Here is a 14,312-nt window from a genome sequence, read left to right on the forward strand (position 1 = left end):
TCTGGAACAAGCTGTGATCGAGTGTTTTTTATCGCCCGAGGCGGATTTTCCGGAATATTTCCATCATCTGGCTATTGATCCCGCTGTTGGTGGCGAGGATATCGCCTTTTTCCAGCATCTTCTCGCCGCCATCAAGTTGTGAGACAAGAGCGCCAGCCTCGCGCGCGATGATAATGCCAGCGGCAATATCCCATTCAGCGAGATTTCGCTCCCAAAAACCATCATACCGGCCAGCAGCAACATAGGCGAGATCGAGGGCGGCAGACCCGAACCGGCGCACTCCAGCGGAAACGGACATGACCTGCTCAAGTTCCTGCAGAAATTTTCCGTGATCTGTCTTTCCCGTAAAGGGGATGCCGGTCGCCAGAATGCAATCGGTCATCTTTGTCCGGCTGGAAACCCGAAGGCGGCGATCGTTCATATAGGCGCCACCGCCTTTTTCTGCCCAGAAAAGCTCGTCCTTCACTGGGTCGAGGATAATACCGGCAATGATTTCCTTGCCCGACTTAACGCCGATGGAAATGGAGAAATGGGGCAGGCCATGCAGGAAGTTTGTCGTGCCATCAAGAGGATCGACAACCCAATAAGTCGTACCATCTTTTGCCTCGACAACGCCACCTTCTTCCAGGATAAAACCAAAATCAGGGCGCAGGCGGCCGAGTTCCTCACGTAGCGTCGCCTCGCAGGTCAGGTCTGCCTGGGAAACAAAATCCGCCGGGCCCTTGCGGGAAACTTGCAAATGCTCAACCTCGTTAAAGTCACGAAGCAGCTTGCGGGCCGCTTTGCGCGCGGAAAGCTCCATTGCGTTAATAATTGCGGATTTTCTCGCCATCGGCTTTTGCCTTACAGTTAATCAGGAAGCGGGGATTGCTGCGGTCTTTAGTCCGCCCGCTTGAGATACTCGGATGTTTCCGTGTTGACAATGATTTTCTCGCCCGTCCCGCAAAATGGAGGCACCATCACCCGAATACCGTTCTCAAGTATAGCCGGTTTGTATGACGAGGCGGCGGTCTGCCCTTTGACGGTGGGCTCGGTTTCCGTAATTTCAAGCGTGACCTGCTCGGGCAGGATCACGGTCAGCGGACTTTCCTCATGAAATTCAATCTCGACATCCATGCCGTCCTGCAGGAAGGCAGCACGTTCACCAACCATATCTTTTGAAATCGATACCTGTTCATAGTTGCTTGTATCCATGAAGGTCAGCAATTCGCCATCTTCAAACAAAAACTGATGCGGTTTCTGTTCCAGGCGGACCTTTTCGACGGATTCAGAGGCGCGGAAGCGCTCATTCAGCTTGGTGCCATCGCGGAGGTTTTTAAGCTCCACCTGCAGATAGGCGCCGCCCTTGCCGGGTTGCGTATGTTGAATCTTCACGGCGACCCACAGGCCACCTTTATGCTCGATCACATTGCCCGGACGGACAGCATTTCCATTAATTTTCATGATTTTTCATTGCTCTCGTCAAAAAATTCTGGGCGGAACCTACCAGTTTGCCACGACCTTATCAATCACCCGATTAAAGGCAGTAACTGCTTCCTTCGGGCCGTCCTTGTAATCCCAGATACCACCAGCGACAGCCAGAAAATCCGCACCGCTCTCTAAAAGGATATCCGCATTCTCCACCGTGATTCCACCAATGGCGACAGAGGGGATCAACGTTGTCTCCGACCACCAAGCCAGGAGCTCCGGTTCCGCCTTGACGGTGTTCGCCTTGGTGGAGGAGGGGAAGAACGCGCCAAAGGCCACATAATCGGCCCCATCGTCGCCGGCAACCATCGCCAGATGCTTTGAGTTTTTGCAGGTCACCCCGATAATTGCATCAGGCCCCAGAATTTCGCGGGCCTGTTTATAGGGTGTATCATCCTGACCGATATGAACACCGTCAACATGAAGCTCTTTTGCGAGGTCCACGTCGTCATTAAGAAGAAACGCTACGTCTGCCTCTTCTGCGATAGGAAAAAGACGTTTAGTCGCTGCAATAACTTCTTCGGCGGGACGATCTTTCAGGCGAAGCTGAAAACAGCCAACATCGCCGCCTTTAAGCGCATCACGGAATGCGATCTCGAAAGCATTGAGATCAATGACCGGCGGTGATATCAGGTAGAGGCGGGGACGTTCCCGACCTTCTTCAGACGTTGTCCCCATAAAACCTTATTCCATATCCGAACTGTATTCGCCGTCGCGGGCGGCGCTGGTCAGCTTGGCGCGATGCAGGAAGGCGTTCTGCGCAGCTTCCACATTCTCAGCCTTGCCCTGCCAGGTGGCAAGGGCGGAAGCCTGAAGTGCCCGGCCGAAGGAATAGCTGATTTCCCATGGGAACTTGCCCATTTTATTCATGGCATTGAGATGCTCAGTCGCCTGTTGCTCGCTCTGTCCGCCGGAGAGGAAGACAATACCCGGAACAGCGGCTGGCACGGTTTGCTCAAAACAGTAGAGGGTTTTCGTTGCAACTTCCTCGACACTGGCCTGCTCGGGGCAGTCTTTGCCGGAAATAACCATATTCGGTTTCAGCAACATCTGCTCAAGCACGACGCGCTGTTTGTATAGCTCGTCAAAAACGGTTTTTAGTGTCGTTTCCGTCACCGCATAGCATTCGTCAATATTATGATCGCCATCCATCATCACTTCCGGTTCGACGATCGGGACGATACCCGCTTCCTGACAAAGTGCCGCATAGCGGGCAAGGGCGTGGGCGTTAGTATCGATACAATATTGGCTGGGCGCGCTGTCTCCGATGGAGATCACGGCGCGCCATTTGGCGAAACGTGCACCGAGTTTGTGATATTCATTGAGCCGGTCGCGGAGGCCGTCCAGCCCTTCGGTTACGAGTTCACCTTCAGAAAAGGCGAGAGGCTTCGCGCCTGTATCGACCTTGATGCCGGGGATAATGCCCTGCTTCATGATCAGATCGGTCAGCGGGCCGCCATTTTTCGACTGCTGACGGAGGGTTTCATCATAGAGGATCACGCCACTGATATAGTCGCCGGCTCCCTTTGAGGAGAGCAGCAACTCGCGGTAATCGCGGCGGGTATCTTCCGTGCTGGGCGTGTTGATAGTATCAAGGCGTTTCTTGATGGTTCCGGTGCTTTCATCCGCGGCAAGAATGCCCTTGCTGGGGGCGACAAGTGCTTTCGCAATATCTTCTAGGTCCATGTCATCCATTTTCTTCACCTCTTAAAATTATTTGCTGGGTCAGCGGCTAAGCGCGGCAACCCCAGGAAGCGTCTTGCCTTCCATCCATTCGAGGAAGGCGCCGCCTGCTGTCGAGATATAGGTCAAACCCTCGGTAACGCCTGCTTTTGCGAGCGCTGAAACCGTATCGCCGCCACCTGCGACAGAAATAAGTGCGCCAGATTTTGTCAGTTTTTCTGCTTCCTTGGCGACAGCGGTTGTGCCGTCACCGAAAGGATCAATCTCGAAGGCGCCGAACGGGCCGTTCCAGATCAGCGTTTTTACTGTCGCAAGACGTTCTTTGAGCAAGGTAACAGATTCAGGTGCTACATCGAGAATCATTTCGTCCGCCTGTACATCATTGACATGCGCCGTCCGGTTGGCGGCCCCGGCCTTGAATTCCTTGGCTAGCACAACATGAGAGGGAAGCATTACATCGCAACCGACCTTCTCGGCCTTCGCAAGGATCTCGGAGGCTGTCTCGGCAAGATCATGCTCGCAGAGGGACGCGCCAACATTCACGCCCTTTGCATTGAGAAAGGTATTGGCCATACCGCCACCAATCACAAGCACATCCACCTTCTCGATCAGATTGAAGAGAAGATCAAGTTTGCTGGAAATTTTTGCGCCGCCGACAACTGCCATAACCGGGCGAGCAGGTTTCTCAAGCGCTTTTGAAAGCGCAGTGAGCTCGGCTTCCATATTCCGGCCAGCGTAGGCGGGCAAGAGATGGGCGAGGGCCTCGGTCGATGCATGGGCACGGTGGGAACAGGAAAAGGCATCGTTCACGTAAACATCGCCAGCAGCGGCGAGTTCTTTTGCAAAATCCGCATCATTCTTTTCTTCACCCGCGTGATAGCGGACATTCTCGGCAAGCAGGATATCACCCGCCTTGGCCGAGGCGATAGCCGCCGCAACCGGTGCGCCAATGCAATCGTCAATAAAGGTAACCGGCCGCTTGATATGAGCGGCCAGCCCGTCGGCAATAGGACGGAGGGACATTTCGGGGACGACCTTGCCTTTGGGGCGCCCGAAATGGCTGAGCAGAAGGACTTTCGCGCCCTTATCTGCAAGCTCGGTCAAAGTTGGCAGGATCCGGTCAATACGGGTGAAGTCGGCAATCTTGCCTTCCTCCACTGGCACGTTGAGATCGACACGGACCAGAACCGTTTTTCCGCTGGCATCCAGATCATCGAGAGTTCTGAAATCAACCATGTTGTTACTCCGTCCCAGTTTGTGCGTTACTTGGCGTTTGCCATGGCAAGTGCCGTATCGCTCATCCGGTTGGAGAAGCCCCATTCGTTGTCGTACCAGCTCAGGACACGAACGAAGGTGCCGTCGATGACCTGAGTCTGGGTCAGATCGAAGGTGGAAGAGGCCGGGTTATGATTAAAGTCGATGGAGACAACTGGATCGCTGTTCGCGTCGAGGACACCTTTCAAGCGACCGTTTGCGGCCTCAGAGATGGCATCGTTGACTTCTTCCTTGGTGGTCGAACGACCGGCGACAAAGGTCAGGTCAATCATGGAAACATTCGGTGTTGGCACGCGAACCGAAGTTCCATCAAGCTTGCCAACCAGTTCCGGCAGCACGAGACCAACGGCCTTGGCGGCGCCAGTCGAGGTTGGGATCATTGACATACCGGCTGCCCGTGCGCGACGCGGATCGGAATGTAGCGTATCCAGAACCGGCTGATCGCCTGTAAAGGCATGAATAGTCGTCATGAAGCCATGAACCAGACCAACAGAGTCGTTCAATACTTGCGCAACCGGTGCCAGACAGTTTGTGGTGCAGGACGCGTTGGAAACGATCGTGTGATCTTTCGCCAGCTTGTCATGGTTGACGCCGTAAACGACGGTCAGGTCAACATCTGTTCCCGGAGCGGAGATAAGGACTTTCTTCGCACCTGCTTCGATATGCTTGGCGGCGGCTTCGCGCTTGGTAAAGATGCCAGTACATTCAAAGGCGATATCGACATTGAGGGCGCCCCAAGGCAGATCGGCAGGGTTACGCTCTGCGGTGACCTTGATTGGGCCACGGCCGAGATCGATGGTGTCGCCGTCAACCGTTACCGTGCCGGGATAGCGGCCATGCACGCTGTCATATTTCAGAAGGTGGGCGTTGGCTTCAACCGAACCCAGATCATTGATTCCGACAACTTCAATATCGGTCCGGCCAGATTCATAGATTGCCCGAAGGATATTCCGTCCAATCCGTCCAAAACCGTTAATTGCTACACGAACAGTCATTTTCTTCTACTCCTGATTGCCGGTCTCTTAGTTTCTGCCGGCCTTTGCTCTTAAGTTAAAGCCTGTCTTTTGCCGATGCGACGATTGCCTCGGCGGTGATTCCAAAATGCTTATAAAGTTCGCCCGCCGGAGCGGAGGCGCCAAAGCTGTCAATGCCAACAAAGCCGCCTTCAGTGCCGGTATATCTTTCCCAGCCCATGGAGCAGCCCGCTTCAACAGCAATTCTTACAGTATCCGTATTAAGTGTTTCTTTTTTGTAAGCATCGTCCTGTTTTTCGAACAATTCCCAACATGGCATGGAAACGACCCGTGTGCCGATGCCTTCGCTTTCCAGCATCTTCTGTGCTTTCAGGGCGAGGGATATTTCTGACCCGGTTGCAATAAGGGTGACTTTTGCGTCCAGATTGGCGGCGGCCAGCTCATATCCACCCTTGCCGCAGAGATTTTCTGCGGTGTGGGTTTTCCGAACCAACTCCAGACCCTGACGGCTGAGCGACAGGATGGATGGCGTGGATTTGGACTGAAGAGCTAGCTGCCAGCATTCTGCCGTTTCAATGGCGTCTGCAGGACGGAACACATTGACGTTTGGCATCGCCCGGAGGGCGGCCAGATGCTCAACTGGTTGATGCGTCGGGCCATCTTCGCCAAGTCCGATGGAATCATGGGTCATCACATAGATAACCCGTTGCTCCATCAGCGCGGAGAGGCGGATTGCCGGGCGGGCATAGTCGGTGAAGACCATGAAGGTGCCGCCATAGGGGATAAAGCCCCTGTGTAGCGCCATACCGTTCATAATGGCGGACATGCCGAACTCGCGGACACCATAATAAATATAGCGGCCGGAGAAGTCCTCCGCTGATACAGGTTTTAACTGCGGTGTCAGGGTGAGGTTCGATCCCGTCAGGTCGGCAGAGCCACCAACAGTGATATCAACCTTTTCGTTGATGACTTTCAGTGCTTCCTGACTTGATTTGCGGGTTGCCCAAGCCGGGGCATCTTCACTTAGTTGCCGCTTATACTCCAAAATGGCATCATCAAGATCCGATGGCAAATCGCCGACCAGGCTATTGTTGAATTCTGAACGAACTTCTGCGGGCAGGGCGTTCAGGCTTTCTTCCCAGGCAGTGGAGTGCCGGGCACCCATTGTGCCGACACAACGCCATTTATCGAGGATGTCGTTGGGAATTTCAAACGGAGCGTACGGCCAGTTCAATTCCTTTCTGGCAAGAGCGATTTCCTCGTCCCCGAGCGGAGCGCCGTGAACACCGGAAGTACCCTGTTTGTTGGGGGCCCCGAAACCAATTGTCGTGCGGCAGGCAATCATGGACGGTTTGTCCGTTTCCTTCGCCGCGGCAATGGCTTTTTCAATTTGCGCCGCATCATGTCCGTCAACGGACTGAACGTCCCATCCATGGGCCTCAAAGCGTTTGGCCTGATCGTCGGAGACCGCCAGATCGGTGGAACCGTCGATGCTGATGGCATTATCGTCCCACAGCACGATCAACTTGTTCAGCTTAAGATGACCGGCAAATGAGATCGCTTCATGGCTGATCCCCTCCATCAGGCAGCCATCGCCGGCAATCACATATGTATGATGATCGACAATGTCTTTATAGCGGGCGGCCTGCATCTTTTCGGCAAGCGCCATGCCGACAGCCATGGCAAGACCCTGACCAAGCGGTCCGGTTGTTGTTTCCACGCCTTCCGCATGACCGAATTCCGGATGCCCTGCGGTTTTTGAGCCGAGTTGGCGGAAATTCTTGATTTCCTCCAGTGTGATATCCTTGTATCCGGTCAGGTGAAGCAGCGAATAAAGCAGCATAGACCCATGGCCGGCAGACAGGACAAAACGATCACGGTCTGGCCAATTTGGCTTTGCCGGGTCGAATTTCAGGAATTTGGAAAACAGGACGGTCGCAACATCGGCCATCCCCATCGGCATGCCGGGATGCCCGGAATTGGCGGCCTGCACGGCATCCATGGACAATGCCCGGATGGCGTTTGCCATGTTATCATGTTTGCTTGAGTTCGGTGACGACTTAAGCCCGATCTTGTTCATACTTGGCTCATCTCCATCCACCAGCGGTTCCTGATATTACCCTTAATTTTGCGTGCCATACGCGATTGAAGGGACAAATGCACAGGGTGCATTTTCGGATTGCTGGTGCCCGTCTTCGGGGTGGTTTCAAAATGTATCCGTTCGTCAGATCATTCCGCTCTATCTACCGACTTCGCGCATTGACGAGTCGGCGTCCGGAATGCAAAGCCAAAAGGGTTTCCTTTCGGAATCGGGGCGAAGATGCCGCCCAAACACCGGCACGTCAACCGCTTAGTTCATGGAAAAGGCGCGAATCCCTTCAAAATACGCCTCAACCAATAAGGTTGACGAGCATTACAGCATGATCGTATTGTCAAAGGTGAGAGATTTCCGGTAACTGACCATAAACAGTGTGGAATAGTCTGATGGGGAACGAGCAGAATAGCGAATCAAGGATGGAGGCGGCCTTAGCCAGGCTTGAGAAAGCCGCCATTACCCTGACGCAGGAGAAACAGCAGGGGGAATTTGGTTCGGGCGGTGATGCCGTCGGATCTGACCTTGCCGCCGAGAATGAGGCGCTGAAAAGCGAGCTTGAAGCTTTGCGTGGGAAATATGAAGCGCTGAAAAAGAAGACACAGACAGTGTCCGGTCGCCTTGATCAGTCGATTGATCAACTCAGCATGATATTGGAGCAGTAGCATGGGATCACTGACAGTCAATGTGAACGGGCGGTCATATCCGATTGTCTGCGGCGACGGTGAGGAACCTCATCTGGAATATCTGGCCGAGTTCGTCGATAAAAAGGTTCAGGACCTGACAGGGTCGGTCGGAAATGCGAGTGAGGGGCAGCTTCTGATGATGGCATGCCTGCTGATCGCTGATGATCTGTCGCAAGCTTATGAAACAATCGAGAACCTACGTGAGGGTGCTGAAGCTGCCGGGGACACTTCTGCGCAGAATGCCTGGGCAGAAAAAATTGAAGCTATTGCACAAAAGCTCGAAAATGCTTAAATGAACGGTGTTGCACTGACTTGTGCGTTAGACGAATGATATCCTGGGGCCAATAACGAAATCCCGGGAGCTGATCCCTGACTGGACCGTGGTCCTAATATATCGGCGCCCACCTGACTTGTCAGGCCACAGCGATTTCCACGCGTCGACGGCTATGCTGGTGCAGCATTTATTTATTTCCGGACCCTGCCGAAAAGCTGCCTGTGACACTAAGCCTGAGAGACCAGAAACAGCAACAGCGCGACACCGCTTTTGCGCGCCGGGCGTCAATTGTCGCGGGCAATGCGGGGGTGCAGGCCGTACACCACTTAATCAAAGCCTTTCCATCACTGGACTCTTTTACTGTTTCCCTTTACTGGCCCCTTGGGAGTGAATTGGATTCAAGGCCGCTCTTGCGGGTTCTTCATGAAATGGGTGCTGATTGCGCCCTGCCAGTGGTCGAGAAAAAGGACCATCCGCTGTTGTTTCGCCGCTGGACGCCGGAAACAGTGATGGAACCCGGCGCCTTTAATGTGATGGTTCCGGTGAAATCCGCTGACTATGTCATTCCCGGCCTTGTGATCACGCCGATGCTAGCCTTTGATGCGGCGGGCAATAGACTGGGCTATGGCGGTGGCTTTTACGACCGGACGCTTGAAAAACTTCGAAATGAGGCAGGAAGCCGTGCAATCGGCTTAGCTTACGCTGCGCAAGAAGTAGAAAGGGTCGTGACTGATCGTTTTGACCAGCGGCTTGCCGGCATATTAACAGAAAAAAATTTTAGGATAATAGAATGAAAATCCTCTATTTCGGAGACGTGGTAGGCCGCTCAGGGCGCGACGTTCTGGTCGGTCAACTCCCTATAATTCGGGAACGTCTGTCACCGGATTTTGTTGTTGTTAATGGTGAGAATGCTGCGGGCGGTTTCGGGATAACCGAAAAAATTGCAGAGGAATTTTTTGGGGCGGGAACAGACTGTGTCGTGCTTGGGAATCACAGCTTTGACCAGAAAGAGATCATGCCGGTATTGGAAAAAGATGCCCGTATCCTGCGGCCGGTAAATTATCCAAAAGATACGCCTGGGCGTGGCTTCAGTGCCTTCAAGACACGACGCGGCAAAACAATCCTGGTGGTGCAGGTCATGGCGCGCCTTTTTATGGACCCGCTCGATGATCCATTCGCTGCTGTGGAAAAGCTGCTTGCGGGAAATCCGCTGGCTAAGAAATACAACGCTATTCTTATTGATATCCACGGGGAGATCACATCGGAAAAAATGTCCATGGGGCATTTTTGCGATGGCCGGGTCTCCATGGTGGTTGGTAGTCATACTCACGTGCCGACGGCGGATGCGCAGATATTTCCTGGCGGCACGGCCTATCAGACCGATGCAGGCATGTGCGGCGACTATAATTCCGTGATCGGGATGGACAAGGAAGAACCGCTTCGCCGTTTTACCCGGAAAATCCCGGGTGGGCGGTTTTCTCCGGCGCTGGGCGAGGGAACTGCCTGCGGTGTTTTCGTTCAAACGGATGATAAGACCGGCCTCGCAACCTATATTTCCCCGCTCCGAGTAGGTGGCCGCCTGCAGGAGATTTGGCCTGAGCTTTCCTGAAGCCCGTCTCAGTTACAAAAAGGACGTGCCTCTTTAAGGCGGATCGGGTACAAACGGCAAAACAGTAACCAAACAGTATCAAGACCAAGAGACGGAATATGGCGGGACATTCACAATTCAAGAACATCATGCACCGCAAGGGCGCGCAGGATAAAAAGCGGGCGAAGATTTTCGCCAAGCATATCCGGGAACTGACGGTGGCGGCGAAAACCGGTTTGCCCGACCCGGCGATGAACCCGCGCCTCAGAAGTGCCATTTCTGCCGCGCGTGGCGACAATATGCCGAACGACAATATCGACCGTGCGATCAAGCGTGCGTCGGGCGAGGCGGGAGCAGATAACTATGAAGAAATGCGTTATGAGGGCTATGGCCCTGGCGGCGTCGCCATCATCGTAGAAACCTTGACCGATAACCGCAACCGTACCGCCGCCGATGTGCGCGCGGCCTTTGCCAAGGCAGGAGGAACAATGGGCGAGACAGGTTCCGTTGCCTTCATGTTTGACCGGATCGGGCAGGTTATCTATGCGGCGGACGCAATTGATGCGGATGACATGTTCGAAGCGGCGCTGGAAGCGGGCGCGGAGAATGTCGAAAGTGATGCACAGATCCACGATATCACCTGCGCGATGGAGGATTTTAACGACGTCCGCGACGCGCTAGAAGAGAAATTCGGTACCCCGCAAGAGGCGGGTATCGTTTGGAAGCCGCAGAACTCCATTCCGGTAGAGACGGAGGATTTGGCCAACTCCCTCTTTAAGCTGGTGGATGTGCTTGAAGATAACGATGATGTGCAGAAGGTTTCGGCCAATTTCGATATTCCTGAAGAAATCATGGAGAAATTGGGCGACTAACTTTTAAGAAGGACAGTAATTTTATCATGCGTTTATTGGGGCTGGATCCGGGTCTTCGCCATACCGGCTGGGGGATCATAGAGGCAGAGGGCAATACTCTCCGGCATCTGGCCAATGGCGCAATTTCTTCTGATGGCACACTGGATTTATCCCAGCGGCTGGTGCAGCTTTATGACGGGATTTCGAAAGTAATCTTGGACTGGCAGCCTGCGGAAGCGGCGGTCGAGGAAACTTTCGTTAATAAAAACCCGGTCTCTACCTTGAAACTCGGACAGGCGCGCGGAATTTCCTTGCTGGTCCCGTCGCTCAATGGCCTTCCGGTAGAGGAATATGCTCCCAACAAAATCAAGAAATCCGTCGTAGGTGCGGGCCATGCCGGTAAAGACCAGATTCATGCCATGGTCGGTATGCTGCTGCCCGGGTGCAAAATCGCGAATGAACATGCCGCTGATGCACTCGCTGTTGCCATCTGTCATGCCCATTACGCGAGTAGTAATCGTAACCTTAAGAAAGCCACTATGATGGCGGGGCGGGCATCATGATCGCGAAACTGACCGGAAAACTTGATGAGGTTGGCGAAGACTGGATCGTGATTGATGTCGGTGGTGTTGGTTATCTGGTGTTCTGTTCCGGACGGACGCTTCGAAGTTTGCCGGAGACGGGCGGGACCGTCTCCCTCTGTATCGAAACCCATGTGCGCGAAGATCATATCCATCTTTATGGTTTTGAAAGCGTCGCGGCGCGGTCCTGGTTCACCCTGTTGCAGACGGTGCAGGGGGTCGGGGCGAAGGTCGCGCTCGGTATCCTTTCGCTCTATAGTGGCGATGAACTGACGCAGATCGTCGCCGCGCAGGACAAGACGGCGCTTACCCGTGTCTCCGGTGTCGGGCCGAAGGTCGCGGGGCGGATTGCGGCAGAACTCAAAGACAAAGTCGCAAAAATGGATTTGGGACCTGTTGCCTTTAATGCAGAAGTGAGCCAAGCGGCGCCAAAACCGGCGCAAGCCGCCGCTGGAGATGCTGTTTCGGCACTGGTCAATCTCGGGTATGGCCGTGCAGAGGCCTTTGGCGCGGTCGCGGCGGCTTCGCGCAATCTTGGGCCCGAAGCTTCGGTTGAGACGTTAATCACCGCCGGGTTGAAGGAGCTGGCCGCATGAGTGACGAAAGGCTTGTGAGTGCAGCGTCCAGCAATCAGGACGATATCGAGACCCAGTTTCGCCCGCAGGTTCTGGATGATTTTATCGGCCAGAAGCAAGTGCGAGAGAATTTAAGCGTCTTTATCCAAGCGGCGAAATCACGCGGCGAAGCCCTTGATCATGTGATGTTTTTTGGCCCGCCGGGTCTTGGCAAGACAACACTTTCCCAGATTGTCGCTCGCGAACTTGGCGTTAATTTTCGCGCAACGGCGGGACCGGTGATTACCAAGGCAGGCGATCTGGCCGCGTTGCTCACCAATCTAGAAGAGAATGATGTTCTCTTTATTGATGAAATCCATAGGTTGAGCCCGGCCGTTGAGGAAATTCTTTATCCGGCGATGGAGGATTTCCATCTCGATCTCATAATCGGAGAGGGACCGTCTGCCCGCTCGGTACGAATTGACCTGCCACCCTTCACGCTTGTAGGCGCAACGACCCGCTCCGGCTTGATCACAACGCCACTTAGGGAACGCTTCGGTATTCCGCTCCGGATGAACTTCTACGAACCGGACGAGCTTAAACTCATCGTAGCGCGTGGTGCCCGGGTTCTGGGCCTGAATTTGAGCGAGGACGGTGCGATCGAAATTGCACGGCGGAGCCGAGGCACGCCGCGTGTGGCTGGCCGACTTCTGCGCCGGGTACGGGATTTCGCGGCTGTTGCCGGAGCTGATCTTGTGGATGCGGTCAAGGCCGACGCCGCGCTTAACCGTCTGGAAGTGGATAAACGCGGATTGGATAGCATGGATCGGCGCTATCTGGGGCGCATCGCCGATGATTTTGGCGGCGGTCCGGTTGGTGTCGAGACGCTTTCTGCGGCGTTGTCGGAACCCCGCGATGCGATTGAGGATATAATCGAACCTTATCTGATCCAGCAGGGATTTCTGCAACGTACCCCCCGCGGGCGAATGCTGACCCGTGCGGCATTTGATCATTTGGGGAAGGCGTTTCCCAAAGTGATGAGCGAGCAGCTGACCTTGATCGATGAAGAGAACAGAGATGAGTGAGGGCAAAATGCGCGGCCGGTTTGTGGCGGGCGAGGGCGGAACGCGACATATCTTTCCGGTCCCTGTTTACTGGGAAGATACGGATGCGGGCGGTATCGTTTATTACGCCAACTATCTCAAATTCACGGAACGGGCCCGAACTGACATGCTTCGGGGGCTAGGTATTAATCAGCAGGCGATGATGGTAGAAGAGGGCGCGAATTTTGTCGTCCGCGCCTGTGAAATCGAATATCTTAAGCCAGCGAAGATGGAAGATGAGCTTGAAATAGTAACCATGGTAACAGATCTGCGCGGGGCATCCCTCCGGATGGCGCAGAATATTTATCGCGATGCGGACCTCCTCGTGGAGACGAAAGTCCGTGTCGCCTGCCTTGACAGAGAAGGAAAGCCACAGCGTCTTTCTTCTGCCATAAATGACAAGTTTAATGCGATTTTGGGCGATTCGGCTTTACATGCGAAGACTTTAGCCAGGGAAGAGTAAATGGAAAACGAAGCAATTGTCGTCACCCAGATGGGCGGCGATGCTCACGACTTATCGATGATCGGCCTATTTGTTCAGGCGGATATTGTTGTTCAGATAGTCATGATTGTTCTGGTGCTGGCCTCCTTTTGGAGTTGGGCAATTATTGTCGATAAAATCATTCGCTATCGCCGGATTACTGCCGACGCGGACGAATTCGAGAATGAATTCTGGTCCGGCGGAAATCTGGAGGATTTGCAGCGTCGGGTTGGCTCCAGCCCCGATAACCCGCTCGCCATGCTGTTCGCCGCCGCGATGAAGGAATGGTCGCGCTCCACCGAGAAGGGTCTCGGCAAGCATTCGCATACGGGTCTGCAGGCGCGTATCCATCAGGTGATGCGCGTAACCATCGACCGTGAAGTCGAGCGGCTTGAGAAATATCTGGGTTTTCTTGCGACAGTCGGATCAACGGCGACATTCCTTGGTCTGTTCGGGACGGTCTGGGGCATCATGAACAGCTTCCAGTCAATAGCCGCCACCAAGGACACCAGTCTCGCCGTTGTTGCGCCGGGTATTGCGGAGGCGCTGTTCGCCACGGCCCTCGGCCTTGTTGCCGCCATCCCGGCGGTTGTCGCCTATAATAAATTCTCCAATGATCTACAGCGGATTATCACCCGCCTTGAAGGCTTTGCCGGAGAATTTTCTGCTATTCTCTCTCGCCAGCTCGATCAGGACGATTGAT

General features: G+C 54.2%; 17 protein-coding genes and 1 other RNA gene. 11 read left to right on the forward strand and 7 right to left on the reverse strand.

Annotated features, from left to right (window positions below; all coding sequences use genetic code 11):
* Window positions 1-28 precede the first annotated feature (28 nt).
* The 7 genes from AC0L73_RS16275 to tkt are packed head-to-tail and all read right to left on the reverse strand — an operon-like array spanning window position 29 to window position 7,479.
* Complete coding sequence (locus AC0L73_RS16275) at window positions 29-832, reverse strand: inositol monophosphatase family protein (RefSeq protein ID WP_227951422.1); 804 nt, start codon at window positions 830-832, stop codon at window positions 29-31.
* A 47-nt stretch (window positions 833-879) separates the two neighbouring features.
* The gene (gene efp, locus AC0L73_RS16280) at window positions 880-1,443 is read right to left on the reverse strand and encodes an elongation factor P (protein WP_227951423.1); all 564 of its coding nucleotides are present in this window, start codon (window positions 1,441-1,443) and stop codon (window positions 880-882) included.
* 39 nt (window positions 1,444-1,482) lie between these two features.
* The gene (thiE, locus tag AC0L73_RS16285; RefSeq protein ID WP_227951424.1) at window positions 1,483-2,145 is read right to left on the reverse strand and encodes a thiamine phosphate synthase; all 663 of its coding nucleotides are present in this window, start codon (window positions 2,143-2,145) and stop codon (window positions 1,483-1,485) included.
* Window positions 2,146-2,151: 6 nt separating this feature from the next.
* Complete coding sequence (locus AC0L73_RS16290) at window positions 2,152-3,162, reverse strand: class I fructose-bisphosphate aldolase (RefSeq protein ID WP_227951425.1); 1,011 nt, start codon at window positions 3,160-3,162, stop codon at window positions 2,152-2,154.
* Between the two features lie 30 nt (window positions 3,163-3,192).
* Window positions 3,193-4,386 carry a phosphoglycerate kinase gene (locus tag AC0L73_RS16295; protein ID WP_473654261.1) on the reverse strand — a complete coding sequence of 398 codons (1,194 nt, stop codon included), beginning with the start codon at window positions 4,384-4,386 and terminating at the stop codon, window positions 3,193-3,195.
* 26 nt (window positions 4,387-4,412) lie between these two features.
* Window positions 4,413-5,420 (reverse strand): type I glyceraldehyde-3-phosphate dehydrogenase, encoded by a 1,008-nt coding sequence (gap, locus tag AC0L73_RS16300; RefSeq protein ID WP_227951427.1) that lies wholly within the window; start codon window positions 5,418-5,420, stop codon window positions 4,413-4,415.
* A gap of 55 nt (window positions 5,421-5,475) precedes the next feature.
* Window positions 5,476-7,479, reverse strand: a complete 2,004-nt coding sequence (gene tkt / locus AC0L73_RS16305) for a transketolase (protein WP_473655461.1) — start codon at window positions 7,477-7,479, stop codon at window positions 5,476-5,478.
* Window positions 7,480-7,883: 404 nt separating this feature from the next.
* On the opposite strand from tkt, the gene AC0L73_RS16310 reads away from it, so the two are divergent.
* The 11 genes from AC0L73_RS16310 (at window position 7,884) to tolQ (ending at window position 14,311) form a co-directional block, all read left to right on the forward strand.
* Window positions 7,884-8,156, forward strand: coding sequence for a hypothetical protein (locus AC0L73_RS16310; RefSeq protein ID WP_473654262.1), 273 nt, complete (start codon window positions 7,884-7,886; stop codon window positions 8,154-8,156).
* A 1-nt stretch (window position 8,157) separates the two neighbouring features.
* Complete coding sequence (locus AC0L73_RS16315) at window positions 8,158-8,469, forward strand: cell division protein ZapA (RefSeq protein ID WP_473654263.1); 312 nt, start codon at window positions 8,158-8,160, stop codon at window positions 8,467-8,469.
* 9 nt (window positions 8,470-8,478) lie between these two features.
* Window positions 8,479-8,637, forward strand: a non-coding RNA gene (gene ssrS, locus AC0L73_RS16320) — 6S RNA.
* A 35-nt stretch (window positions 8,638-8,672) separates the two neighbouring features.
* Window positions 8,673-9,245, forward strand: a complete 573-nt coding sequence (locus tag AC0L73_RS16325; protein WP_473654264.1) for a 5-formyltetrahydrofolate cyclo-ligase — start codon at window positions 8,673-8,675, stop codon at window positions 9,243-9,245.
* Entirely contained in the window at window positions 9,242-10,060 is an 819-nt protein-coding gene (locus tag AC0L73_RS16330) for a TIGR00282 family metallophosphoesterase (protein ID WP_473654265.1), read from the forward strand. Before AC0L73_RS16325 ends, AC0L73_RS16330 begins: the two co-directional genes overlap by 4 nt.
* Window positions 10,061-10,158: 98 nt before the next feature.
* Window positions 10,159-10,911, forward strand: a complete 753-nt coding sequence (locus AC0L73_RS16335; RefSeq protein ID WP_227951437.1) for a YebC/PmpR family DNA-binding transcriptional regulator — start codon at window positions 10,159-10,161, stop codon at window positions 10,909-10,911.
* Between the two features lie 26 nt (window positions 10,912-10,937).
* The gene (ruvC, locus tag AC0L73_RS16340; protein ID WP_473654266.1) at window positions 10,938-11,453 is read left to right on the forward strand and encodes a crossover junction endodeoxyribonuclease RuvC; all 516 of its coding nucleotides are present in this window, start codon (window positions 10,938-10,940) and stop codon (window positions 11,451-11,453) included.
* Window positions 11,450-12,067, forward strand: coding sequence for a Holliday junction branch migration protein RuvA (gene ruvA, locus AC0L73_RS16345; protein WP_473654267.1), 618 nt, complete (start codon window positions 11,450-11,452; stop codon window positions 12,065-12,067). The genes ruvC and ruvA overlap by 4 nt, the downstream gene beginning before the upstream one ends.
* On the forward strand, window positions 12,064-13,110 hold the full coding sequence (gene ruvB / locus AC0L73_RS16350) for a Holliday junction branch migration DNA helicase RuvB (protein ID WP_473654268.1): 1,047 nt from the start codon (window positions 12,064-12,066) through the stop codon (window positions 13,108-13,110). Before ruvA ends, ruvB begins: the two co-directional genes overlap by 4 nt.
* Entirely contained in the window at window positions 13,103-13,591 is a 489-nt protein-coding gene (ybgC, locus tag AC0L73_RS16355) for a tol-pal system-associated acyl-CoA thioesterase (RefSeq protein ID WP_227951445.1), read from the forward strand. Before ruvB ends, ybgC begins: the two co-directional genes overlap by 8 nt.
* Complete coding sequence (tolQ, locus tag AC0L73_RS16360; protein ID WP_227951448.1) at window positions 13,592-14,311, forward strand: protein TolQ; 720 nt, start codon at window positions 13,592-13,594, stop codon at window positions 14,309-14,311.
* The last annotated feature ends 1 nt before the right edge of the window (window position 14,312 follow it).

Source organism: Sneathiella sp. D3-11 (genome assembly GCF_055809395.1).

Bases quoted from the DNA above. Each gene is read 5' to 3' on its own strand.
- AC0L73_RS16275 (WP_227951422.1), bottom strand. From the start codon at position 832: ATGGCGAGAAAATCCGCAATTATTAACGCAATGGAGCTTTCCGCGCGC.
- efp (WP_227951423.1), bottom strand. From the start codon at position 1,443: ATGAAAATTAATGGAAATGCTGTCCGTCCGGGCAATGTGATCGAGCAT.
- thiE (WP_227951424.1), bottom strand. From the start codon at position 2,145: ATGGGGACAACGTCTGAAGAAGGTCGGGAACGTCCCCGCCTCTACCTG.
- AC0L73_RS16290 (WP_227951425.1), bottom strand. From the start codon at position 3,162: ATGGATGACATGGACCTAGAAGATATTGCGAAAGCACTTGTCGCCCCC.
- AC0L73_RS16295 (WP_473654261.1), bottom strand. From the start codon at position 4,386: ATGGTTGATTTCAGAACTCTCGATGATCTGGATGCCAGCGGAAAAACG.
- gap (WP_227951427.1), bottom strand. From the start codon at position 5,420: ATGACTGTTCGTGTAGCAATTAACGGTTTTGGACGGATTGGACGGAAT.
- tkt (WP_473655461.1), bottom strand. From the start codon at position 7,479: ATGAACAAGATCGGGCTTAAGTCGTCACCGAACTCAAGCAAACATGAT.
- AC0L73_RS16310 (WP_473654262.1), top strand. From the start codon at position 7,884: ATGGGGAACGAGCAGAATAGCGAATCAAGGATGGAGGCGGCCTTAGCC.
- AC0L73_RS16315 (WP_473654263.1), top strand. From the start codon at position 8,158: ATGGGATCACTGACAGTCAATGTGAACGGGCGGTCATATCCGATTGTC.
- AC0L73_RS16330 (WP_473654265.1), top strand. From the start codon at position 9,242: ATGAAAATCCTCTATTTCGGAGACGTGGTAGGCCGCTCAGGGCGCGAC.
- AC0L73_RS16335 (WP_227951437.1), top strand. From the start codon at position 10,159: ATGGCGGGACATTCACAATTCAAGAACATCATGCACCGCAAGGGCGCG.
- ruvC (WP_473654266.1), top strand. From the start codon at position 10,938: ATGCGTTTATTGGGGCTGGATCCGGGTCTTCGCCATACCGGCTGGGGG.
- ruvA (WP_473654267.1), top strand. From the start codon at position 11,450: ATGATCGCGAAACTGACCGGAAAACTTGATGAGGTTGGCGAAGACTGG.
- ruvB (WP_473654268.1), top strand. From the start codon at position 12,064: ATGAGTGACGAAAGGCTTGTGAGTGCAGCGTCCAGCAATCAGGACGAT.
- ybgC (WP_227951445.1), top strand. From the start codon at position 13,103: ATGAGTGAGGGCAAAATGCGCGGCCGGTTTGTGGCGGGCGAGGGCGGA.
- tolQ (WP_227951448.1), top strand. From the start codon at position 13,592: ATGGAAAACGAAGCAATTGTCGTCACCCAGATGGGCGGCGATGCTCAC.